We start from the raw sequence: 21007 nt of genomic DNA, 5'->3' as shown, positions 1-21007 counted from the left end.
GCGGGTCGCCAGCGGAGCAGGGCGCTTGCGTTCACCACGTCGCGCCGACGATCTTCGGTTCGGGTTCCAGCACCACGCCGAAGCGCATCTGCACCGAGGCCGCGATGCGTCGGGCCAGGCCCAGCAGTTCGGTGCCCTGCGCGTTGCCGTGATTGACCAGCACCAGCGCATGGCCGGACGCGACGCCGGCATCGCCGTCGCGATGGCCCTTCCAGCCGCAGCGATCGATCAGCCACGCGGCAGAAAGCTTGCGCAGTCCTTCATCGACCGCGAACACCGGAATGCCCGCATGCGCGGCGACCAGTGCGGCGGCTTGTGCGGCCGGCACGATCGGATTCTTGAAGAAGCTGCCTGCGTTGCCGATCACCGCAGGGTCCGGCAGCTTGCTGCGGCGGATGTCGATGACAGCTTCGGCCACGTCGAGCGGACGGGGCGCGGTGATGCCGCGCGCGGCCAGCACATCGCGCAGGCCCGCGTAATCGAGCACCGGTTCGGCGAAGCGGTGCAGCGCGAATTCCACAGCAGTGACGATCCAGCGATCCGGCAGTTGCTTGAAGACGCTGTCGCGATAGCCGAAGCGACAGGCCTCACGATCGAGTCGCACGAAGTTGCGCGTGTCCTGGTCGAAGGCTTCGACCGCGACCACGTGCTCGCCGACCTCGACGCCATACGCGCCGATGTTCTGGATCGGCGCGGCGCCGACCGTGCCCGGAATCAGCGCCAGGTTCTCCATCCCGCCGAGCTCCTGCGCCAGCGTCCACAGCACGAAGCCGTGCCAGTCGGCGCCGGCAGCAGCGCGCACGACGACGCGCTCGCCATCGTCCGAGACCACGCTGCGTCGCGCATCGATGATCGCGAGCGCATCGACGGCGTCGCCCGCGAACAGCAGATTGCTGCCGCCGCCGATGACCAGCGGGCATGCATCGCCGTCGAGCGCGGCGAGCGCCTGCGGCACGGCCGCGGCATCGAGCACTTCGATCAGCCGACGCGCATGCGCGGCCACGCCGAAGGTGTTGCGCGGGCGCAGATCGGCCGGCTGCAGCAGACGGAAGGAATCGGACATCGCTGCGATCAGAGGCTGGGCAGGTTGCCGCGGCTCGGGGCTTCGCGGCGGCGACGGATCGCCTCGACACAGTCACCGATCAGCGCCGGCCCCCGATAGACCAGACCCGAATACACCTGCACCAGCGACGCACCAGCGGCCATCTTTTTGACCGCGTCGGCGCCCGACAGGATGCCGCCCACGCCAATGAGCGGAATCCCGCTGGCGAGGCGCGTGCGCATCATCCGCAGCACGGTGGTCGACTTGTTCATCAGCGGCTCGCCGGACAGCCCGCCGGTCTCGTCGGCGCGGCGGTCGTCCTGCACGCTGATGCGCGAGATCGTGGTGTTGGTTGCAATGACGCCGTCGACCTGCAGATCCGACAGCACCCGGGCCGCGGCCTCGATGTCGTCGTCGCTCAGATCGGGCGCCACCTTGACCAGCAACGGCACGCGCTTGCCGTGCTGCGCGGCCAGGCGCTCCTGCGCGTCGCGCAACGTGCCGATCAGCCGGCGCAGTGCCTGCTCTTCCTGCAGTTCGCGCAGGCCGGCCGTGTTGGGCGAGGAGATGTTGACGGTGATGTAGTCCGCCAGCGGATACACACGCTCGAGGCAGAACAGATAGTCGTCGGCCGCCGATTCGTTCGGCGTGTCCTTGTTCTTGCCGATGTTGATGCCGAGGATGCCGGCGCGTTTTGCGCGGCCCACGTTGGCGACCAGCGCATCGACGCCCTGGTTGTTGAACCCCAGACGGTTGATCAGCGCGCGGTGGCGCGGCAGGCGGAACATGCGCGGCTTCGGATTGCCGTCCTGCGGCTTCGGCGTGATCGTGCCGATCTCGACGAAACCGAAACCCAGCGCGAACAGTGCATCGATGTGATCGCCGTTCTTGTCGAGCCCGGCGGCGAGACCGACCGGATTCGGGAACTGCAGACCGAAGGCTTCGGTGGGCAGCGGCTGCGGCGGTGTCGCGATCAGCGACGACAGGCCCACGCGATGCAGCGTGTCCATTGCCGTCAGCGTGAGCCCGTGCGCGCGCTCGGGATCGAGCCGGAACAGCAGCGGACGGGCGCTCGCGTACATCAGGACGCCGCCGCGATGAAGGCCAGCAGGCCGCCGAAGAACAGGAAGATGAAAAGGAACCCGACGACTGCCATCGCGACCATCAGATAGCCGAGCACCAGGCCCGCGACCGCGAGGCCATCGCCTTCGAGCGCGTCGGGGCGACGGCGGATTTCGCCGCGGGCCAGATGCCCGGTGACGATCGCGACGACGCTGCCGATGACCGGCAGCAGCGACCAGCCGAGCAGGCCGGCAACGAGACTGACGATCGCCATCGCACTGGTCTGGCGGAAGGCGACGGGAGCATTCATGCGTGTGGACCTCGTACCGGATCGGACACAGGCGAAGCCGACGCGCAGTTGCGCGTCGCGGCGGGCATGCAGGCCGGAATTCGCGGCGCCATCGGCGGCGGTCCAGGGAAAGCGGGGGAAGACACGATTATTCAGACACCAGGGCGTCGCGCGCAAGCACGCAGGCGCCGCGGATCGAATCCGCGACGCCCGTGATCGACCTCAGAGGTCGAACTTGATGCCCTGGGCGAGCGGCATGGAGTCGGAATAGTTGATCGTGTTGGTCTGGCGGCGCATATAGGCGCGCCACGCGTCCGAACCCGATTCGCGACCACCGCCGGTTTCCTTTTCGCCACCGAATGCGCCGCCAATTTCCGCGCCGCTGGTGCCGATGTTGACGTTGGCGATGCCGCAATCCGAACCCCAGGCGGCGAGGAACTGCTCGGACGCGCGCAGGTCGGTCGTGAACAGCGACGACGACAGGCCCTGCGGCACGTCGTTCTGCAGATCGATCGCTTCTTCCAGATCGCTGTACTTCATCACGTAGAGGATCGGGGCGAAGGTCTCGGTCTGCACGACCTCGGCATCGTTGGTCAGACCGCTGATCAGCGCCGGCAGCACGAAGTTGCCCTTGCGGTCATCCAGTGCACGGCCGCCGCTCTCGATCGTGCCGCCGCTGGCCTTGGCCTTGGCGACCGCATCGAGATACGCCTGCACGCCGTCACGGCTGTTGAGCGGGCCCATCAGGTTGGCGGCATCGGTCGGATCACCGATCTTCTTCTCGACCTGGCCATAGGCAGTCTTGAGCTTGGCCAGCACGTCGTCGTAAATGGACTCGTGCACGAACAGGCGGCGCGTCGTCGTGCAGCGCTGGCCGGCGGTGCCGACGGCGCCGAATACGATCGCGGGGATCGCCAGCTTCAGGTCGGCGGTCGGGTCGACGATGATCGCGTTGTTGCCGCCCAGTTCCAGCAGCGAGCGACCCATGCGCTTGGCGACGCGCTCACCGACCTGGCGGCCGATCTTGGTCGAGCCGGTGAAGCTGACCAGCGCGATGCGCTTGTCGTCGACGAAGCCCTGCGCAAGATCGCTGCCGGCATCGTTGAACAGGAAGAAGATGTCCGGGAAGCCGGCCTTGTTCAGCGCCTCGTTGCAGATCTTCATCGACGCGATGGCGGAGAGCGGCGTCTTCGGCGACGGCTTCCAGATCGAGATGTTGCCGCAGACCGCGGCGACCAGCGCATTCCAGGCCCACACCGCGACCGGGAAATTGAACGCGCTGATGATGCCGACCACGCCCATCGGGTGCCACTGCTCGTACATGCGGTGGCCCGGACGCTCGGAGTGCATCGTCAGGCCGTAGAGCTGGCGCGACAGGCCGACGGCGAATTCGCCGATGTCGATCATTTCCTGCACTTCGCCGTCGCCTTCCGGCTTCGACTTGCCCATTTCCAGCGCGACCAGCGAACCCAGCGCATCCTTGTGCGTGCGCAGCGCGTCGGCGCACAGGCGCACGGCTTCGCCGCGGCGCGGGGCGGGCGTCTTGCGCCAGATCTTGAACGCCGCCTGGGCGCGCTCGACGATCAGGTCGTAATCGGCCTGCGAAGAGGCCTGCACGCGGGCGAGGACTTCGCCATCGGTCGGGTTGACGGGTTCGATGACGCCGGCATCGCGGGTCTTCGACCACTCGCCGTTGCCCAGATAGGTGCCCGATTCGGTGCCGGACAGGCCGAGCGCGGTGAGGACGGAATGGGTCATGGACAGAACTCCTTGTGAGCGGACGCCGCCGATGTGGCCATCGACGGACGTACGGTGGGAAGCGGCGCGACGCGGCGCAGGGCCGGCGGGGGAAGTCGCGATTGGTGACCCCGGCCCGATTCGAACGGGCGACCTTCCCCTTAGGAGGGGGACGCTCTATCCAGCTGAGCTACGGGGCCGTGAAGCCGCACAGGATACCGGACTGCCGCAGCCCCACGAAACCGTCGGGCCGGAGGCGGGCGTAGCAGGGCCGGCTCAGGAGGCGTCCGGAGACAGTTCCACGCAGTCCCGGCCGTTGGCCTTGGCGGTGTAGAGCGCTCGGTCGGCGAGGGCAAGTGCCGCGTCGACGGGATCGGTGGCGTCCGGCGCGACCACATGCACACCGATGCTCGCGGTGACCCGGATCTCGATGTCGCTGCTGGGGCAGGACTCCGCGCCGAGCGCCTGTCGGATCTCCTCGGCAATGCGCCACGCCGCGTCGAGGTCGCGGTCCGGGATCGCGGCGATGAATTCCTCGCCGCCGAACCGGGCAAGCAGGGCATCGTGCGGACGCAGGATGCGCCCGATGCGTCGCGCCGCCCAGCGCAGGCAGTCGTCGCCGGCCAGATGGCCGTGGCGGTCGTTGATCGATTTGAAGTGGTCGAGATCGATCATCAGCACGGCCAGCGGCTTGCCACCGTCGCTGGCCTGCTGCGCCAGCTCGCGCAACGCCTCGTGGAACCAGGTGCGGTTGTAGAGCCCGGTGAGGCCGTCGCGCCGGCTGGAGTCGCGCAGCCTGGCATGTGCCTCTTCCAGCTGCAGCAGGGCGCTGCGGACTTCCTGCGTACGCTGGGCCACCTTGCGTTCGAGCTTCTGGTTGGCGTCGGCGCTGATGCGCTGGTTCTCGTTGCGCAGTGCCGCGTAGCGATGCCCCAGCGCGATCGACAGCAGCAGCATCTCCAGCGCCGATCCGATCTGCACCCCGTACTCGGTCGCGAAATTCTTGGGCAGCAGGCCGAACGCGAGCAGCGTGAACACCGCGGTACCGAGCAGGAACATCGACCAGGCCAGCAGCAGCAGCCAGGCCGGTGCGTAGCCGCGACGCAACACGACGACCGTCGCGACGACGATGCCGAGCACGCCCAGCAGCACCGCACGCGACGCCACCGGTGTGGAGATGCGCAGCGGCAGCCAGATCGAGGCGATGCCGAACAGTACGAAGAACGCCATCAGCGCGAGCAGCAGCAGGTTGCCGCGTGGCCAGCGTCGCGGCAGTTCGAGGAAGGTGCGCGAGAACTGCAGCATCGCGATCAGGGCCAGACAGATCGAGATCGGCACCATGTGGTCGGCCATCCACGAAGAGCCGGGCCAGAGGTATTCGAAGCCCAGGCCGTTGAGCGTGAACAGCACCAGGCCGAACGCGGAGATGTGGCACAGATACCAGAAGTAGCTGGCATCACGCAGCGAGAGCCACAGCACCAGGTTGTAGAAGAACAGGGCCAGCAGGATGCCGTAGTAGAGGCCGATCGCCAGCTGCGCGTCACGCGAGACTTCCGTGAATGCCCTGGGCGTATAGAGCTTCAACGGCACCTGCATCGAACTCTGGCTGCGCACGCGCACCAGCAGGTCGACCGGCTCGTCCAGCGGGAGTTCGAGACTGAAGTTCGGGTGCCTGTACCGCACGCTGCGCGACGCGAACGGGCGGTGGTCACCGCCTGCGACGTGGATGCGGCGTCCGTCGGCGTAGCGCACGTAGACGTCGATCTCGTCGCTGAGCGGATATTCCTGGACCAGCATCCAGCGTGTCTCGCCGGGATGCTGGTTGACCACGCGCGCGTGGAACCAGAACGTGTCGCGTTGGAAGCCGAACGCGTCGTTGCCGCCGGGCAGGGGCGCCATGTCGCCGACGTCCACGTGCTGCCAGACATCGGGACGGTCCTGCCTGTCGTCAGGGCTCCGGTGATACCGCAGGTGGGGGGCCAGCGCCACGCTGTCGGTCCCCGCAGCGAGGATCACATCCGCGCGCGCGTCCACGAACGCGCAGCACAGGCAGGCCAGCAGCAGCCAGCGCCACCATCCCGACGTCGCCCCGCCCATCCACGTCATGTGTCCGCCCCGGAGTCCTGCATCCCTGCACTGTCCATGTCCATCTCCATGGACACCCCAACGGCAGAAGCGTAGACCAGCGGCCGGCCGAAAGCATCCAGCGGCATAATCAGGCAGATTCCCCTGCAACACAGGTGCCGCCGATGTCGCCCATTCACCGTCGTCCGTTCCTGCCGGTCGCGTTCGTATCGCTGCTCCTGTCGACAGGCGTCGCGTTCGCATGCGATGCGGGTCGCGTGGTCGGCACGCAGGCCGATGGCGCCAGCGCAGGCATTGCGGGCGTGCGTGTGTCGGATGGCCGCCGCATCGTCGAAACCGGTGCGGACGGGCGGTTCGAGGGCCTCTCCGGTCGCGACGCGCCGGTGTTCGTGATCAAGCCTGCGGGCTGGACGCCGCCGCGCGAGGGCGCGAATCCCGCGTTCTGGCGCGCGGCCGGCAGCCATGGTGATGCCTGCACGTTCGCACTGCAGGCAGGTGAAGCGGCGGGCACGCTCGATGTCGCGGTATTCGCCGATCCGCAGACCGGCACCGCGGACGAGGTGGGTTACTACGACCGCGCCGTGGTCGAGGCCGCGCGCGCCGTCGGCCCGTTCGGGCTCGGCCTGATGCTCGGCGATGTCACCAATGACGATCCCGCGCTGTATCCGCTGATCGATCGCGCGACCGCGCGTCTCGACACGCCGTGGCTGCACGCGCCGGGCAATCACGATCTGGATTTCGATGCGACGGACGATGCGGGTTCGACAGCCTCGTTCCGCGCCGCCTACGGCCCGGAGACCTACGCCTGGGAAACGCCGCAGGCGAACGTGCTCGTGCTCGACAACGTGATCTACCAGCCGGGCGCACGTCCGGCCTACGTCGGCGGTCTGCGGGAGGACCAGTTCGCATTCGTCGAGGCGTATCTCGCCGCGGCGCCGGTCGATCGCCTGCTGGTCGTGGCCGCGCATGTGCCCTGGTTCAACACCGCTGCCGCCGGCGCGCCGGAGACGATGCGCAGCGCCGATCGCGCTCGGCTGTTTGCCGCCCTGCAGCGACACCCGCGCGTGCTGCTGCTCACCGGCCATCGCCACACCCAGCAACATGTGTGGCACGACGCGACAACCGGCTGGCACGGCGGGACGCCGCTGCACGAATACAACGTCGGCGCGGTCAGCGGCGCGTTCTGGAGTGGCGCGCCGGATTCCGACGGCATTCCCGACGCGACCATGGCCGACGGCACGCCGAACGGCTTCGCGACACTGCACATCGAAGCCGATGGCGCCTATCGCCTCGTCTGGCATCCGGCGCGCACATCCGACGATCCGGCGACCACACAGGCCATGGCGTTGCACGCGCCGCGTGTGCTGCGGCAGGGCGCGTATCCGGCTTGGGGCGTCTACGCCAACGTCTACATGGGTCAGGCCGACACGCGCGTCGAGTTCCGCGTCGGCGATGGCGCGTGGGCGCCGATGCGTCGCGTCGAGCGCGCCGATCCGCGCCTGCTGCTGGAGAACGCACGCGACGATCTCGCCGAGGCGCTGCGCGGCCTGGACCGTTCGCCGGAAGCGACACCGTCGATGCATCTGTGGCGTGGCGCGCTGCCGACCGATCGCGAGGTCGGCGAACACAATGTCGAAGTGCGCGTGTTCGACGCCTGGCAGGGCGAACAGCGTGCGCGCACCACGTATCGCCTCGACCGTTTCGAAAGTGCTGGTTCCGGGTCATGAGTTCGCCGCAGCCCGACGGCCTGCCGGTCCAGGCATTCGCCGACGAGGCAGCATGGGAAGCGTGGCTGCTCGCGCATGCGGATGCCACGGGGGTGTGGTTGAAGATCGCCAAGCAGGGCAATGCGATGCCGTCGGTGACCTATGCGCAGGCGCTTGATGTCGCGCTGTGCCATGGCTGGATCGACGGCCAGAAACGCGGCTTCGATGACGCGTGGTTCCTGCAGCGCTTCACGCCGCGACGCGCGCGCAGTCTCTGGTCTGAGCGCAACGTCGCGCATGTCGGACGTCTGCACGCGGCCGGGCGCATCGGCCCGGCCGGGCAACGCGAAATCGACGCGGCGAAGGCGGATGGTCGCTGGGACGCCGCCTATGCCGGCGCAGCCTCGATGGCGGCACCGGACGAACTGCAGGCCGCACTCGCGGCGACGCCCGGCGCGCAGGCCGCATTCGACACGCTCGACCGGACCAACCGCTATGCGGTGTGCTTCCGGGTCGCGACGTTGAAGACCGCGGCTGGACGCGCGCGCCGGGCGCAGGCACTGGCGGACATGCTCGCGCGGGGCGAGCGTCTGCACGGCTGACCCGTTGGGTCGCAGGCAACAAAAGATCGCCGGCGCGATTTTTGACGTCGCAGCGCGACGGCTCGGCGGGCGGCTGCCATGGATGGCAGCCACAAAAAACCCGCACGTGGCGGGTTCTTCGAAGATGACCGGCTGGCGCGCGAAGGCTGGCGGGCGGGTCGTGCGCGTCGCTTGCTGGCGATGGCTGGCGTGCGGCGCGGTGCGATTCTATCGAGGCACCGCAGGGCCATGACGAAACGAGAATCACTCTCGGAAGGGCGGTTCTTTGCGGATCGATTCGGACGTCAGAGCGCGCTTGCCCGTGATGGTGCGGCTGGGACAGTCCCATTGCGCGTCAGCGCATTCCTAACGACAGAAACTGCGCTTGAAGCCGGCGCTGCGTGGCTCTGGGACTTTCGCTCACGGCGCGATCGGGTACGGATACACCGCAGGCGGCGGCTCTGCAGGCAGCGTGGCCTGCCAGCGCGACAACGTTTCGCCAATGCGCGCGCCAGCGGCGATCTGCGGACCGGAGCGTTCGTAGCCGAGCTTGCGTTCGCGCTGCTTGATCGCGCGTGCTGCCGAGCGGTAGGCGTTCGCGAAATCGCGATCCGCATTGAGTCCGTCAAGCAGCCAGGCGTGGCCGAAGAACGTGATCGTCGATTCGCTGCCGCAACCGAACGACGGCCGATCGGGACGCGCCGCGGTCAGCACCAGCGTGTCGGGATCCTTGAGCGCGGGCACGAAGCCACCCGAGTAACAGGCCGAGATCACGACCACGCGATTCACGATGCCGGAGGCGTCGAGCGCCGCGCGCAATGCGTCGGGCGTGATCGTGTCCTCGCTGCCGTCGGGCAGTGCCAGGCCGAGCGCGTGATCGGGAGAGCCGTGCATCGTCAGATACAGCAGCAGCACGTCGCGCTCGCGGTCCATGTGTGCACCGAGCGCGGCCAACGCATGCTGCAGGTTCGACCCGGTCGCGAGCGGGGTGCCTGCGCCTTTCAGACTGTCGATGTGGTTGACCAGCGCGAGTGCACGCGTGCCTGCGCCGAGACGCGGCGCCACCCGTTCGGTGAGAAAACGCACTTCGTTGCGGAACACGTCCTCACTGGCGTCGCCGGCCACGCCCACGACGTACAGCGCCGGGGCATCGCCTGTGCCTGCGGGCATCGCCGAAACCGCAGCATCGATCAGCGCGTGGTCACGCGTCGCGAGCGGTTCGGTCGCCTGCAGCGGCGCGCAGACGAGCAGGCACAGCAGCGCTGTCGCCTGCATCCAGTGTTGAAGCATGGGCCGACCGGACGCCGGCCGCATGTCAGCGGATCGCGTCGATCTGGTCGAACGCGGTCACGCGCGTGTGACCGTTCGCGGCGGTCGCGTCGCGCGGCTGCGGGTAATCGTCGAGCCGGTCGATCAACACGGTGCGCATGCCGGCGTCGCGCGCGGCGTCGAGTTCCTCGACCACGTCCGACAGGAACAGGATTTCCGCCGGCGCCGCATCGAGCGCATCGGCGATGCGCGCATAGCTCTCCGCCTCGCGCTTGCCACCGACCTCGGTATCGAACCAGTTCGATACAAGTCCGGTGAGATCGCCCGCGTCGCTGTGGCCGAAGAACAGTTTCTGCGCCGGCACCGAGCCCGACGAGTACACCGCCAGCGTTTCGCCATCCGCATGCCAGCGGCGCAGCGCGTCGGCGGCGTCGGGATAGATGTGCGCGGTGAAGTCGGCGTCCTGGTAACCGGCCGACCAGATCATGCCCTGCAGCGCCTTGAGCGCGGTGTGCTTGCGGTCGGCGTCGATCCAGCCCTGCAGCGTCTCGACGATCACCTTGTCGTCGCAGATCGCACCGTGTTCGGTCGCGACCACGTCGAGCCAGCGGCGCACTTCCGGATCGTCGCGATGCGCGGCGACGAAGCCGGGCAGGGCGCGGCGCGCATAGGGAAACAGCACGTCCTTGACGAACGAGATGCTGCTGGTGGTGCCTTCGATGTCGGTCAGGATCATCCGCGCGTCAGCCGGTGGTCGTGGGGCGTCAGAGTGTAAGGGCGAACTCGCGTCCCGACGACGCCCGGGTCAGGCGCGCAGACACACGTCTCAGCGCGAACCCGGCTCGTAACGCGGAAACTTCTGCGCGATATCCGAGCCGGTGAAGTGACCGATCCAGCCGTCGGGCTGCTCGAAGAAGCGGATCGCGACGAAGCGCGGCTCGCTGCCCATGTCGAACCAGTGGGTCACGCCGTCGGGCACGCCGATCAGGTCGTCCTTGACGCATTCGATTTCGTAGACCTTGCCCTCGACGTGCAGCGTGAACAGGCCCGAGCCGTCGACGAAGAAGCGCACTTCGTCTTCCTTGTGGAAGTGTTCGTCGAGGAACTTGGCGCGCAGTTCTTCGCGCTTCGGGTTGTCGGGCGCGATGCTGATCACGTCGACGGACTTGAAGCCGCGCTCGGCGCTGATGCGGTCGATGTCGGCCTTGTAGGCGGCGATGACCTCGTCCTGCGAGGCGCCGGCACCCACCGGCTGGGCGGCCTGCCAGCGTTCGAAGGTGACGCCGATCGTCTGCAGTTCGCGGGCGATCGCGTCGCCGTCGCGGCTGTCGAACAGCGGCGTGTCGGGGGCGGTGGCATCGAAAATGCGGAGGCGGCTCATGGCGGTCTGGCTCGGCGCGTGGCGGGCCGTCCAGCCTAGCAAAGCCGCATGTCCGCAACGTTGACCGCGGCGGAACGCCGTCGTTCCACCGCTGGTGACGCCGGAGGCGTCAGTGCGTCGCGCGCAGACGGCGCAGTTCGAGTTCGCAATGCAGCAGGAACTCGAAGGCTTCCAGATGGCGGCGCGCTTCGGCCATGTCGCGGCCCCAGGCGTAGAGGCCGTGACCGTCGATCAGATAGCCCCACATCGGGCCGGCGTCGAGCAGCGATTCGACCTGCGCCGACAGCACCTGCATGTCCTGGCTGTTGGGCAGCACGGGCACGTCGACCGCCATCTCGTGCGTGCTGTTGCCGGCAAACGCCTTCAGCAGTTCGTAGCCTTCCAGACGCACATGGCCCTCGTCGGCGAACAGGCGCGAGGCGATGGTCTGGGTCGGCGAATGCGTGTGCAGGATGCAGCCGATCTCCGGGAACCGGCGATACAGCTGGGTGTGCAGCAGGGTTTCGGCAGACGGGCGGTGGTCGCTGCCGACCGCGAGACCATCGAAGTCGACGACCATGATGTCGCCTTCCTTCAGCTTGCCCTTGTCGCGGCCGGAGACCGTGATCGCCGCGTGGCGATCATCGAGGCGGCGCGAGAAGTTGCTGCTGGTGGCGGGCGTCCAGCCGGACTGGGCGAGTTCGCGGATGTTGACGATCAGCTCGCCGGCGAGCTCGCGCAGGCGGTGGATGTCGTAGGGCGTGGGCGTGTCGGACATGCCGCGGATTCTAACGCGCCGTCGTTGCGTCAGCGTGTCGAGCCCCAGCGCGGCGGTTCGCCTTTCAGTGCGCACACCGCGATCAGCAGCGCCGTCGCCACGAGCACACAGATGCCGAACGCTATCGAGTGTGTCGAAGGCGGCAGCCGCCATGCGCTGACCGCGATCGCGCCCAGATACACCGCCAGCACCACCCAGCCCTGCCAGCGCCGCGGCAGGCCCCAGCCGTAACCGAGCGTCTTCGCCGGAAACCAGTAGTCGTCGCGCCGGTCACTCATGGCGCGGGCGGTGCGTCGCGGCGACGCGAGGAGAAGCCGCGATACGCGGCCCAGGCCAGCAGCGCGATGATTGCCGCGCCCATCAGCGTGTCGATCGGCGTCGACCACACGAGCAGGCCGCAGGCGATCAGCGCGCCCATGCCGAGCAGGCGTTCGCGTCGCCCGGCCGGGTGCTGGCGGTTGCCGAGCATCAGGCTCAGACCGGCAGCGGCGTAGGCCATGACCACGAGGGTCACCGCCATGTTGATGATGGTTTCGAACTGGCTGCCGACGGTATCGGTCACGGTGATGAACGCGATCAGCGTCATAGACGACACGACGATCAGCAGGCCGGGACCGGCCGCGCCGTTCTTCAGCAGGCGTCCGAAGATCGCCGGCAGGAACCCACGCTGCGCAGCGCGCGCGCCGGACTCGCCGGTGACCAGCATCCAGCCACCGAGTGTTCCGGTGGCTTTCAGCGCAGCGGCCGCAGCGATCACCGGGATCGCCCAGACGCCGAACATCTGCCCGGCAACGAGCGCAAACGGCGCGCTGGAAGCCGCCAGTTCGTCGACCGGCACAATGCCCATCATCAGCACCGACGAGACCATGTAGACCACGCCTGCGAGCAGGATGCCGCCGAGTGTCGCGATCGGCACGTTGCGCTCGGGATTGCGCACCACGCCGGCGACCATCGCGCCGGTCTCCAGTCCGATGAAGGCCCAGAACACCGTCGCCAGCGAACCGATCGCCACCGCCGCATCGGACTGGCCGCTGACGTTCCAGCCGGCGCGATAGATGTCGGGATCGAAGTAGGCCCAGCCGGCGATCAGGATCGCGGCGACCGGCAGCAGGCCGAACACCACGCAGAACGACTGGAAGCGCGCGATGTTGCGCGGGCCGAGCAGGTTCAACGCGAACATCGCCCAGATCAGCAGCACCTGTCCCGCTACCTGCACACCGGGCGTCTCGCTGACCGGCAGCAGGATCACCAGGTAGCCGACGGCGGCGACCGCGATCGCGTTGTTGCCGATCCACGACGACAGCCAGTACAGCGTGGTCGCCAGGAAGCCCATGTCGCGGCCGAGGGTGGGACGGATGTAGTCGTCGGGCGAGTTGAGATCCGGGTACTGGCGCGCGAGCCGCGCGAATGCACCACCGAGCGCGACCGCCAGCAGTGTGCCGATCAGCCACGAGAACACCGTCACCGCGCCCGAGCGCGCGAGCGTGGCCGGCAGCAGGAAGAAACCGGAACCGATCATGTTGTTGGCGACCATGAAGGTCGCCAGCACCGGGCCGATCTTCTTGGCCGTGGAAGTCGTGGACATCGTGCGATCCGCGTGGAGGGCGGCGCGAACGGCCGCAGGTCTGGAGGCTCTATGGACACACGGCCCGCGGAAGGCGGGCCGTGCGGTTGGTTCGGATCAGCGCGGCGGCAGTTGCTGCCGCAGCTTGCTGTGCTTGTAGCCGTAGAGGAAATAGATGGTGAAACCGATGACCGTCCACACCAGCAGCACGATCCAGTTCAGCAGCGGCATCGTCGCGACCAGACCGAGACAGGCCAGCACGCCGAGGGTGCCGACGAGGAACACGGCCGGCACGCGGAAGGGGCGGTGCAGGTTCGGCTGCGTGCGACGCAGCACCATCACGCCCAGACACACCGTGGCGAACGCGACCAAGGTGCCCATCGACACCACGTCGCCGAGCAGCTGGATCGGCAGGAACGCCGCCATGATCGCCGCGACGAACGCGACCAGCACGGTGCCCTTGTGGGGCGTGCGGTAACGCTTGTGGATCGCGCCGAAGAAGCGCGGCAGCAGGCCGTCCTGCGCCATCGAGAAGAAGATGCGCGGCTGGCCCATCAGCATCACCAGGATCACCGTCGTCAGGCCGGCGATCGCGCCGATTTCGACCAGTGTCTTGAGCCACAACAGGCTCGGGTACGCCTCGAGCGCGGTCGCGACCGGCTTGGCCGTGCCCAGCGTGGTGTAGGGGACCATGCCCGTCAGCACTGCGGACACCGCGATATAGATCAGGGTGCACAGGAACAGCGAACCGAGGATGCCGATCGGCATGTCGCGCTGCGGGTTCTTGACCTCCTGCGCTGCGGTCGACACCGCGTCGAAGCCGATGTAGGCGAAGAACACGATCGACGCACCGCGCAGCACGCCTTCCCAGCCGAAGCGGTCGCCGCCCTGGTTTTCCGGGATGAAGGGGAGCCAGTTTTCGGCGTTCACGTACTGCGCGCCGAAGGCCAGCAGCAGCAGGATCACCAGGACCTTGATCGACACGATGATCGCGTTCGCGGTCGCCGACTGAGTGATGCCCACATAGCAGAGAACGCCGACCGCGCCGATGATCAGCACCGCAGGCAGATTGAACAGCGCCCCGGTGGTGACGAACTTGCCGAACTCGCACAGACCAGCCTGCGCCGCCTCGTGCGTACAGAAATTGATCGGCGCCTGCGTCAGTGCCGCAGGCAGATGCACGCCGAGACTGTCGAGGAAACTGACCGTGTACCCCGACCAGCCCACCGCAACGGTCGAGGCCGCGAACAGGTATTCGAGCACCAGACTCCAGCCGACGAACCAGGCCAGGGCCTCGCCGAGCGTCGCGTAGGTGTAGCTATAGGCGCTGCCCGAGGCCGGGATCATCGCCGCGAACTCGGCGTAGCACAGGCCGGCCATCGCGCAGGCGAAGCCGGCGATGACGAAGCTGAGCATGATCGCCGGACCGGCGTGGTTGGCCGCCGCGGTACCGGTGATGACGAAGATGCCGGCACCGATGACCGCACCCAGACCCAGCATCACCAGATGCTTGGCGGTCAGCGTGCGCTTGAAGCCGACTTCGCCGCCGAGGCTGCCCTCGACCGGCTCGCCCGCATCCACATGCGGTTGCGCCGCGATCGGCTTGGTAATCATCAGGTTCTTGAACATCGGTGTCCCCGGTTGGTCGTTCGGTGCGGTCCGTGATGGCTGACGGACGTGCCGTCGAGTCCCCCGCGGCCACGCGGCAATCGCCGTACCATGCCAAACGCTGCGTTCCGGCACAAGCAACACAGCCGCAGCTTGTGCGCACGCACGGGAACGCCGATGCTGCCGCTCCCGTCACGCCGCGCTGCAGCAAATCCGCCCATGTCGAACCCGTCCACGCCTGTTTCCGAACGCATTGCGCTCCTGCCTGTCGCGGTGCAGGCGCTGGCGCACGAGCTCGCCCGGTTCGGTGTGCTGCAGCCTGCGCAACAGGTGCTGGCCAACGCATTCATCGAGCTGCTCGGCGATGCAGAGGATCCGTTCGAGCGAGCACGACTGGCCGGGCATTTCACCGCGTCAGCGCTGGTCGTGAGCAGTGACGGTGCGCGAACGCTGCTGACGCATCACCGCAAGCTCGGCATGTGGCTGCAGCCGGGCGGCCACGCCGACGGCGACCGAGATCTCGCGCGTGTCGCCCTGTGCGAAACCGAAGAGGAAACCGGTCTTGTCGGCGTGACCGTGCAGCCGGGGATCTTCGATCTCGACCGGCACTGGATTCCCGAGCACAAAAGCGTTCCCGGGCATTGGCATTACGACGTGCGCTACGTCGTGCGCGCGGGCGCGGACGAGACGTTCGCCGTCAGCGAGGAATCGCACGCGCTGGCCTGGGTGCCGCTGCGCGATGTTGTGGACGGCGAAGCCTATGACGCCTCGCTGCGCCGCATGGCACGTCGCTGCCTGGACGTGCCGGCCGTCTGACTGCCGCCGGAGTTGCGTCTGTCGGGGCCGTGAGCGCAGCGACATCCGTCGCCACGCTCGGCTGACGACTCAGTACAGCACACGCGTCCGCATCGTCCCGTCGATCTTCTGCAGCTCGCTGCGCAGATGCGCGGCCTGTTCTTCGGTTGCGGCGACATCGATGACCACGTAACCCACGTTCGCATTCGTGCGCAGGTACTGGCCGTCGATGTTGATCGCTTCGCGCGAGAACACTTCGTTGATCTTCGACAGCACGCCGGGCACGTTGCGGTGCAGGTGCAGCAGGCGATGGCTGCCGATGTGCTCGGGCAGGGTGACTTCGGGGAAGTTGACCGCCGACAGCGTGCTGCCGTTGTCGCTGTAGCGCACGAGTTTCGCCGCGACCTCGATGCCGATGTTGTCCTGCGCTTCCAGCGTGCTGCCGCCGACATGCGGGGTCAGCAGCACGTTGTCGTGGCCGAGCAGCGGCGATTCGAACGCGTCGTCGTTGCCCTTGGGCTCGACCGGGAACACGTCGATCGCCGCGCCGCCGACCTGGCCGCTGCGCAATGCGGCATCGAGCGCGTCGATGTCGACCACGGTGCCGCGCGAGGCGTTGATCAGATGCGCGCCGGGCTTCATCGCGTTGATTTCGGCCGCGCCGAACATCAGCTTCGTCGACGGCGTTTCCGGCACGTGCAGGGTGACCACGTCGCTGCGCGCGAGCAGGTCTTCCAGACTCGTCGCGCTGCGCGCATTGCCCAGCGACAGCTTGGTTTCGATGTCGTGGAAGAGCACCTGCATGCCCAGCGATTCGGCCAGCACGCCGACCTGGGTGCCGATGTGGCCGTAGCCGACGATGCCCAGCGTCTTGCCGCGCGCTTCGTGGCTGCCGAGCGCGGACTTGCTCCAGCCGCCGCGATGGCACTCCGCGTTCTTCTGCGGAATTCCGCGCAGCAGCATGATCGCCTCGGCGACGACGAGCTCGGCGACTGAGCGCGTATTGGAGTAGGGCGCGTTGAAGACCGGAATGCCGGCCAGTTCCGCCGCGTCCACGTCGACCTGGTTGGTGCCGATGCAGAAGCAGCCGATCGCCATCAGCCGGCGCGCATCGGCCAGCACTTCGGCGCTCAGATGCGTGCGCGAACGGATGCCCACGATGTGCGCGTCGGCGATCTTCGCCCGCAGCTCGTCTTCCGGCAGCGATTTGGGATAGATCTCGACCTGCGAGTAGCCGGCGGCGTGGAAGGTATCGACAGCGCTCTGGCTGACGCCTTCGAGCAGCAGGACGCGGATGTCCTGCCGGGGAAACGAGGTCTTCATCGGGTTGGATTCGCGCGTGGGGGACAGCGCGGGCCATGGTGCCAGAATCGCGCCGGGCGTGTTGCGCCGCACCGCTGGACGCGTCCCGGGTGCGCTGGCACGCTGGCGTCCCGTTCGACCGGCGCCCGACGATGTCCGATTCCCGCGTTTCCAGTCTCCAGGCCGCTGTGCCGACCCTGCGGCTGCTGACCGAGCCTGCGGATCTCGCGCATTACGGCGTCGACTGGACCCGCCGCTGGACGCCGGCGCCGCTGGCGATCGCGCTGCCGGCCGATGTCGAAGAGGTGCAGGCGACGATGCGCTGGGCGCACGCGCAAGGCGTGGCCGTGGTGCCATCGGGCGGCCGCACCGGTCTGTCAGGTGGCGCGGTCGCGGCGAACGGCGAACTCGTGCTGAGCCTGCAGCGCATGAATAAGGTGCTCGGCTTCGAGCCGGCCGATCGTCTGCTCACCGTCGAGGCCGGCATCGCGCTGGAAGCCGTGCACGAAGCGGCCCGTTCGCATGATCTCCAATACCCGGTGGATTTTGCCGCACGCGGTTCGTGTTCGATCGGCGGCAACATCGCGACGAATGCCGGTGGCATCCGCGTGGTGCGCTACGGCAACACGCGCGAGTGGGTGGCCGGGGTCAAGCTGGTGACCGCGACCGGCGAGCTGCTCGATCTCAATCGCGGCCTGGTCAAGAACTCCAGCGGCTACGACCTGCGGCATCTGGTCGTTGCATCGGAAGGCACGCTCGGCATCATCGTCGAGGCGACGCTGCGGCTGGCCGCGCCGCCGCCGGAGACGCGGGTGATGCTGCTGGCGCTGCCGTCGTTCGAAGTATTGATGGAGGTTTTCCAGGCGTTGCGCGCGCGCCTGCCGCTGGAAGCCTTCGAGTTCTTCACCGATCGCGCGCTGCACCACGTCGTCGCCCACGGCGCGCAGCCGCCGTTCGAGGCCGTGTATCCGTATTACGTCGTGGCCGAGTTCGCCTGCGAAGGCGAAGCCGGCGAGGTGCAGGTGCTCTCGGCGTTCGAGTACTGCATGGAGCAGGGCTGGGTCGAGGACGGCGTGATCAGCCACGGCGACACCCAGGCCGCGGCGCTGTGGCGCCTGCGCGAGGGGATCACCGAAAGTCTCGCGCCGCACGTGCCGTACAAGAACGACGTGTCGGTGCGGATCTCGGCGATGCCGGCCTTCCTCGCCCGCACGCAGGCCCTGCTGACCGCCGAGTACCCGCAGTTCGACGTGGTCTGGTTCGGCCACATCGGCGACGGCAACCTGCACATCAACGTGCTCAAGCCGGCCGACATGGCGAACGCCGATTTCGTCGTCGAGTGCGAACGCGTGACCAAGCTGCTGGCGGCGACGCTGGCCGAGCACGGCGGCAGTATTTCGGCCGAACACGGCATCGGCCTGGTCAAGAAGCCGTATCTGGGTTCGACGCGCAGCCCGGCGGAGATCGCGGTGATGCGCGGCATCCGCCATGCGCTGGATCCGGCCGGCATCCTCAATCCCGGCAAGCTGTTCGATTGAGTCCGGTTCAGCCCGCTACAACACGCCGACGCTAGAGTGTCGGCTGCCGTTCCCGCCCGGAGAGTCCCCGCATGATGGTCCGTACCGCACTCGTTCTTCTGCTGACCGGTCTGTCCGCGTCGGCGTTCGCCGGCAGTTTCGCCGGCACCAGCGCGGGCGCCTCGTCCGGTGGGTCGTCGGCGTCGTCGGGCAGCACGTCCGGCGACGACAAGGTGGTGCTGCAGGCGCGCGAAGACGCTGCCGGCTTCGTCGCCAGTGAGGGCCGCATCCGCGGCGCACGACTGGAAGCGGCATTGCGTCATCTGCGCGAGACGCAGAGCGCCGCGCGCGACGCGTCCGATCTCGCACTCGCCCAGGCGATCCTGGCGCGTTGATCCGGCAGGCGCGCTTGTATCTGCGCGCCGCCCTGTCCGTTGTCGCGTTTCTGCTGGCGCCGGTCGCGTCGGCGGCCGGCTGGTCGGTTGCACAACAGGCAGCCGGTGCGCCGCTGACGGCCGCCGAGTCGGCGCGTGCCGACGCCGCGATCTCCGACGCACAGGCGCGATTGCCACCGAACTGGCGTGATGCGCCGGGACTCGATGTTGTCATCGACTGGCGCGAGGACCTGCCTGACGACGTACACGGTCGCACCTTCGGCGCCCATCTGCGTCTGCAACGTACGCTGTTGACCGATGACGCGGCAGCGCGGCCCCTGCAGGCTGCATTGCTGCACGAATTCGCCCATCGCTACGACCGCTCGACCCATGGCGGCCTGTCGCGCGATCCACGATTGCTTGATCTCGCAGGCTGGCCCCAGCGCCCACTGCGCTTCGGCTTGCGCGTGCGCGACAACGCGATGCGCGATCGCAGTCCCGATGTTTACGAGCTCGTATCGCCGGCCGAGTTTGTCGCGGTCAATCTCGAACACTTTCTGCTCGACGCCGAATACGCCTGTCGGCGCCCCGCGCTGCACGCCTACTTCGCCACGCAATTCGACTGGGCGCCGCCACAGGCTGCTTGCGCGGCGGATCTGCCGTTCGTCGAAGCCGAGCCGGGTGCCGACGTCGCGCCGTTGCTCGCGCTGGATCCGGCGCGCGTCTACGCCGTCGAATACCTGCTCGCTGAGGGCAACGCGCGACCGATGAGCCGCTGGGGCCACAGCATGCTGCGGCTGGTGATTTGCGCGCCCGGCCGCGCGCCGGGGCCTGACTGCCGCCTCGATCTCGCGCATCACCGCGTGCTGTCGTTCCGCGCCTTCGTCGACGATGTGCAGATCTCCAGCTTGCGCGGACTGACCGGCCGTTATCCATCCCGCCTGTTCGTATTGCCGCTCGACCAGGTGATCGACGAGTACACACGGATCGAGTTGCGCGGGCTGCAGTCGATTACGCTGCAGCTGTCGCCGGACGAAATCACCTCGTTGCTGACGCAAGCCGCGAACCTGCACTGGAGCTACGACGGGCGTTACTACTTCGTCGGCAACAACTGCGCGGTCGAGACCTGGAAACTGCTGCAGACAGGCGTGCCGCGGCTCGCCGACGCGCGGCTGCGCAGCATCACGCCGACCAGATTGTTGCGGAAACTCGTGCGCAGTGGCGATGCGGATCAGAGCGTGCTCGACCGCGAGGATGCGGTGCGTTCTGGTTACTACTTTCCGTCTGCAGATGCGGAGTATCAGGCGCTGCTGGACATCGCACGCGCGGTGCAGCCGTTGCCGGTTGCGCGATTCGATGACTGGCTGGATCTACCGCCGGATGCGCGCGCGCCATGGCTCGCGGGGGCCCAGCTGCGCGATGGCGCGGCGTTACTGGTGCTCGAACATGCGGCGCGGCGACGGGAAGAACTGCGGTTGCGCGAGGTGCTGAAGCGTCAGCTGCTCGATCCGCGGCACGCTGCCGATGCGGCGCCGGCCATCGCGACCCTGCGCGCACTGCTGGCGGCGGGGAACAGCCTCAGTCGGCCGGCGCAGTTGCTGACCGAGGGATACGGCTTGCCGCAGGCGGCGGAACGTGAGTTGCTTCAGGTCGATGTGGAAACGCGTGCGCAAGGGCTGCGCGGACTGCGTGGACAGCTTGAGAATGAAGCGCGCGCGGCGTTGGCGCCCGAGGCACAGGCGCGAATCGCGGCGCTGGACCGGAATGTGGACGCGCTCGGTGCGCGACTGCGCGCGCTGCATCGAGAAGCGGGTGGGCTGCAGCTGGACTGAGTGATCGGCGATGGGTGTCGCGGGGCTCCACCCATCCTGCGAAGGTGCGTCCTGCCTTTTGCAGGCTTGGGTCGCGGCCGCAAACAGCCACGTGCATGCGCCTTCG

At 67.9% G+C, this 21007-nt stretch carries 19 protein-coding genes and 1 tRNA gene; 6 read left to right on the top strand and 14 right to left on the bottom strand.

Features of this window, described 5'->3' with window-relative positions:
* Nucleotides 1-31 precede the first annotated feature (31 nt).
* The 6 genes from murB to AC3A4E_RS11160 form a co-directional block, all read right to left on the bottom strand.
* A complete protein-coding gene (murB, locus tag AC3A4E_RS11185) occupies nucleotides 32-1063 on the bottom strand; it encodes a UDP-N-acetylmuramate dehydrogenase (protein WP_487631542.1) in 1032 nt (343 codons plus the stop codon).
* 8 nt (nucleotides 1064-1071) lie between these two features.
* Nucleotides 1072-2124: a quinone-dependent dihydroorotate dehydrogenase gene (locus AC3A4E_RS11180; protein WP_487631541.1), complete on the bottom strand. Its 1053-nt coding sequence runs from the start codon at nucleotides 2122-2124 to the stop codon at nucleotides 1072-1074.
* Nucleotides 2124-2414 carry a DUF4190 domain-containing protein gene (locus AC3A4E_RS11175; RefSeq protein WP_487631540.1) on the bottom strand — a complete coding sequence of 97 codons (291 nt, stop codon included), beginning with the start codon at nucleotides 2412-2414 and terminating at the stop codon, nucleotides 2124-2126. The genes AC3A4E_RS11180 and AC3A4E_RS11175 overlap by 1 nt, the downstream gene beginning before the upstream one ends.
* Before the next feature lie 201 nt (nucleotides 2415-2615).
* Nucleotides 2616-4151, bottom strand: a complete 1536-nt coding sequence (amaB, locus tag AC3A4E_RS11170; RefSeq protein WP_487631539.1) for an L-piperidine-6-carboxylate dehydrogenase — start codon at nucleotides 4149-4151, stop codon at nucleotides 2616-2618.
* A 102-nt stretch (nucleotides 4152-4253) separates the two neighbouring features.
* A tRNA-Arg gene (locus AC3A4E_RS11165) sits at nucleotides 4254-4330 on the bottom strand.
* Nucleotides 4331-4406: 76 nt separating this feature from the next.
* Complete coding sequence (locus tag AC3A4E_RS11160; RefSeq protein ID WP_487631538.1) at nucleotides 4407-6236, bottom strand: sensor domain-containing diguanylate cyclase; 1830 nt, start codon at nucleotides 6234-6236, stop codon at nucleotides 4407-4409.
* A gap of 143 nt (nucleotides 6237-6379) precedes the next feature.
* Here AC3A4E_RS11160 and AC3A4E_RS11155 point away from each other — a divergent pair, with 143 nt between their 5' ends.
* Together AC3A4E_RS11155 and AC3A4E_RS11150 are read left to right on the top strand one after the other, a co-directional pair.
* Entirely contained in the window at nucleotides 6380-7942 is a 1563-nt protein-coding gene (locus tag AC3A4E_RS11155; RefSeq protein WP_487631537.1) for a calcineurin-like phosphoesterase C-terminal domain-containing protein, read from the top strand.
* Nucleotides 7939-8523, top strand: a complete 585-nt coding sequence (locus AC3A4E_RS11150; RefSeq protein WP_487631536.1) for a YdeI/OmpD-associated family protein — start codon at nucleotides 7939-7941, stop codon at nucleotides 8521-8523. Before AC3A4E_RS11155 ends, AC3A4E_RS11150 begins: the two co-directional genes overlap by 4 nt.
* 399 nt (nucleotides 8524-8922) lie before the next feature.
* On the opposite strand, the gene AC3A4E_RS11145 is transcribed toward AC3A4E_RS11150, so the two are convergent.
* The 7 genes from AC3A4E_RS11145 to AC3A4E_RS11115 form a co-directional block, all read right to left on the bottom strand.
* On the bottom strand, nucleotides 8923-9792 hold the full coding sequence (locus AC3A4E_RS11145; RefSeq protein WP_487631535.1) for a C13 family peptidase: 870 nt from the start codon (nucleotides 9790-9792) through the stop codon (nucleotides 8923-8925).
* Between the two features lie 25 nt (nucleotides 9793-9817).
* Complete coding sequence (mtnC, locus tag AC3A4E_RS11140; protein WP_487631534.1) at nucleotides 9818-10507, bottom strand: acireductone synthase; 690 nt, start codon at nucleotides 10505-10507, stop codon at nucleotides 9818-9820.
* Between the two features lie 90 nt (nucleotides 10508-10597).
* Nucleotides 10598-11152, bottom strand: coding sequence for a 1,2-dihydroxy-3-keto-5-methylthiopentene dioxygenase (locus AC3A4E_RS11135; RefSeq protein WP_232118519.1), 555 nt, complete (start codon nucleotides 11150-11152; stop codon nucleotides 10598-10600).
* 109 nt (nucleotides 11153-11261) lie between these two features.
* The gene (locus AC3A4E_RS11130) at nucleotides 11262-11909 is read right to left on the bottom strand and encodes a methylthioribulose 1-phosphate dehydratase (RefSeq protein ID WP_487631533.1); all 648 of its coding nucleotides are present in this window, start codon (nucleotides 11907-11909) and stop codon (nucleotides 11262-11264) included.
* A gap of 29 nt (nucleotides 11910-11938) precedes the next feature.
* The gene (locus AC3A4E_RS11125; RefSeq protein ID WP_487631532.1) at nucleotides 11939-12187 is read right to left on the bottom strand and encodes a hypothetical protein; all 249 of its coding nucleotides are present in this window, start codon (nucleotides 12185-12187) and stop codon (nucleotides 11939-11941) included.
* Nucleotides 12184-13494 carry an amino acid permease gene (locus tag AC3A4E_RS11120; RefSeq protein WP_487631531.1) on the bottom strand — a complete coding sequence of 437 codons (1311 nt, stop codon included), beginning with the start codon at nucleotides 13492-13494 and terminating at the stop codon, nucleotides 12184-12186. The genes AC3A4E_RS11125 and AC3A4E_RS11120 overlap by 4 nt, the downstream gene beginning before the upstream one ends.
* 96 nt (nucleotides 13495-13590) lie before the next feature.
* Nucleotides 13591-15102 (bottom strand): amino acid permease, encoded by a 1512-nt coding sequence (locus AC3A4E_RS11115; RefSeq protein WP_487631530.1) that lies wholly within the window; start codon nucleotides 15100-15102, stop codon nucleotides 13591-13593.
* Nucleotides 15103-15300: 198 nt separating this feature from the next.
* Between AC3A4E_RS11115 and AC3A4E_RS11110 the strand changes: the two genes are divergently transcribed.
* The gene (locus AC3A4E_RS11110) at nucleotides 15301-15897 is read left to right on the top strand and encodes an NUDIX hydrolase (protein ID WP_487631529.1); all 597 of its coding nucleotides are present in this window, start codon (nucleotides 15301-15303) and stop codon (nucleotides 15895-15897) included.
* A 69-nt stretch (nucleotides 15898-15966) separates the two neighbouring features.
* On the opposite strand, the gene serA is transcribed toward AC3A4E_RS11110, so the two are convergent.
* Nucleotides 15967-17199: a phosphoglycerate dehydrogenase gene (gene serA, locus AC3A4E_RS11105; protein WP_487631528.1), complete on the bottom strand. Its 1233-nt coding sequence runs from the start codon at nucleotides 17197-17199 to the stop codon at nucleotides 15967-15969.
* 131 nt (nucleotides 17200-17330) lie between these two features.
* On the opposite strand from serA, the gene AC3A4E_RS11100 reads away from it, so the two are divergent.
* The 3 genes from AC3A4E_RS11100 (at nucleotide 17331) to AC3A4E_RS11090 (ending at nucleotide 20901) form a co-directional block, all read left to right on the top strand.
* A complete protein-coding gene (locus AC3A4E_RS11100; protein WP_487631527.1) occupies nucleotides 17331-18716 on the top strand; it encodes an FAD-binding oxidoreductase in 1386 nt (461 codons plus the stop codon).
* Nucleotides 18717-18790: 74 nt separating this feature from the next.
* Nucleotides 18791-19090, top strand: a complete 300-nt coding sequence (locus tag AC3A4E_RS11095) for a DUF2388 domain-containing protein (protein WP_487632060.1) — start codon at nucleotides 18791-18793, stop codon at nucleotides 19088-19090.
* Nucleotides 19087-20901: a DUF7844 domain-containing protein gene (locus tag AC3A4E_RS11090; RefSeq protein ID WP_487631526.1), complete on the top strand. Its 1815-nt coding sequence runs from the start codon at nucleotides 19087-19089 to the stop codon at nucleotides 20899-20901. The genes AC3A4E_RS11095 and AC3A4E_RS11090 overlap by 4 nt, the downstream gene beginning before the upstream one ends.
* Nucleotides 20902-21007: the final 106 nt, after the last annotated feature.

The sequence above is a fragment of the Luteimonas sp. Soil_N_1 genome (assembly GCF_057656255.1).
The sequence above is the reverse complement of the archived record's forward strand: the minus strand, read 5'-3'. Positions and strand labels throughout refer to the sequence as shown.

Bases quoted from the DNA above. Each gene is read 5' to 3' on its own strand.
- murB (WP_487631542.1), bottom strand. From the start codon at position 1,063: ATGTCCGATTCCTTCCGTCTGCTGCAGCCGGCCGATCTGCGCCCGCGC.
- AC3A4E_RS11180 (WP_487631541.1), bottom strand. From the start codon at position 2,124: ATGTACGCGAGCGCCCGTCCGCTGCTGTTCCGGCTCGATCCCGAGCGC.
- AC3A4E_RS11175 (WP_487631540.1), bottom strand. From the start codon at position 2,414: ATGAATGCTCCCGTCGCCTTCCGCCAGACCAGTGCGATGGCGATCGTC.
- amaB (WP_487631539.1), bottom strand. From the start codon at position 4,151: ATGACCCATTCCGTCCTCACCGCGCTCGGCCTGTCCGGCACCGAATCG.
- AC3A4E_RS11160 (WP_487631538.1), bottom strand. From the start codon at position 6,236: ATGACGTGGATGGGCGGGGCGACGTCGGGATGGTGGCGCTGGCTGCTG.
- AC3A4E_RS11155 (WP_487631537.1), top strand. From the start codon at position 6,380: ATGTCGCCCATTCACCGTCGTCCGTTCCTGCCGGTCGCGTTCGTATCG.
- AC3A4E_RS11150 (WP_487631536.1), top strand. From the start codon at position 7,939: ATGAGTTCGCCGCAGCCCGACGGCCTGCCGGTCCAGGCATTCGCCGAC.
- AC3A4E_RS11145 (WP_487631535.1), bottom strand. From the start codon at position 9,792: ATGCTTCAACACTGGATGCAGGCGACAGCGCTGCTGTGCCTGCTCGTC.
- mtnC (WP_487631534.1), bottom strand. From the start codon at position 10,507: ATGATCCTGACCGACATCGAAGGCACCACCAGCAGCATCTCGTTCGTC.
- AC3A4E_RS11135 (WP_232118519.1), bottom strand. From the start codon at position 11,152: ATGAGCCGCCTCCGCATTTTCGATGCCACCGCCCCCGACACGCCGCTG.
- AC3A4E_RS11130 (WP_487631533.1), bottom strand. From the start codon at position 11,909: ATGTCCGACACGCCCACGCCCTACGACATCCACCGCCTGCGCGAGCTC.
- AC3A4E_RS11125 (WP_487631532.1), bottom strand. From the start codon at position 12,187: ATGAGTGACCGGCGCGACGACTACTGGTTTCCGGCGAAGACGCTCGGT.
- AC3A4E_RS11120 (WP_487631531.1), bottom strand. From the start codon at position 13,494: ATGTCCACGACTTCCACGGCCAAGAAGATCGGCCCGGTGCTGGCGACC.
- AC3A4E_RS11115 (WP_487631530.1), bottom strand. From the start codon at position 15,102: ATGTTCAAGAACCTGATGATTACCAAGCCGATCGCGGCGCAACCGCAT.
- AC3A4E_RS11110 (WP_487631529.1), top strand. From the start codon at position 15,301: ATGTCGAACCCGTCCACGCCTGTTTCCGAACGCATTGCGCTCCTGCCT.
- serA (WP_487631528.1), bottom strand. From the start codon at position 17,199: ATGAAGACCTCGTTTCCCCGGCAGGACATCCGCGTCCTGCTGCTCGAA.
- AC3A4E_RS11100 (WP_487631527.1), top strand. From the start codon at position 17,331: ATGTCCGATTCCCGCGTTTCCAGTCTCCAGGCCGCTGTGCCGACCCTG.
- AC3A4E_RS11095 (WP_487632060.1), top strand. From the start codon at position 18,791: ATGGTCCGTACCGCACTCGTTCTTCTGCTGACCGGTCTGTCCGCGTCG.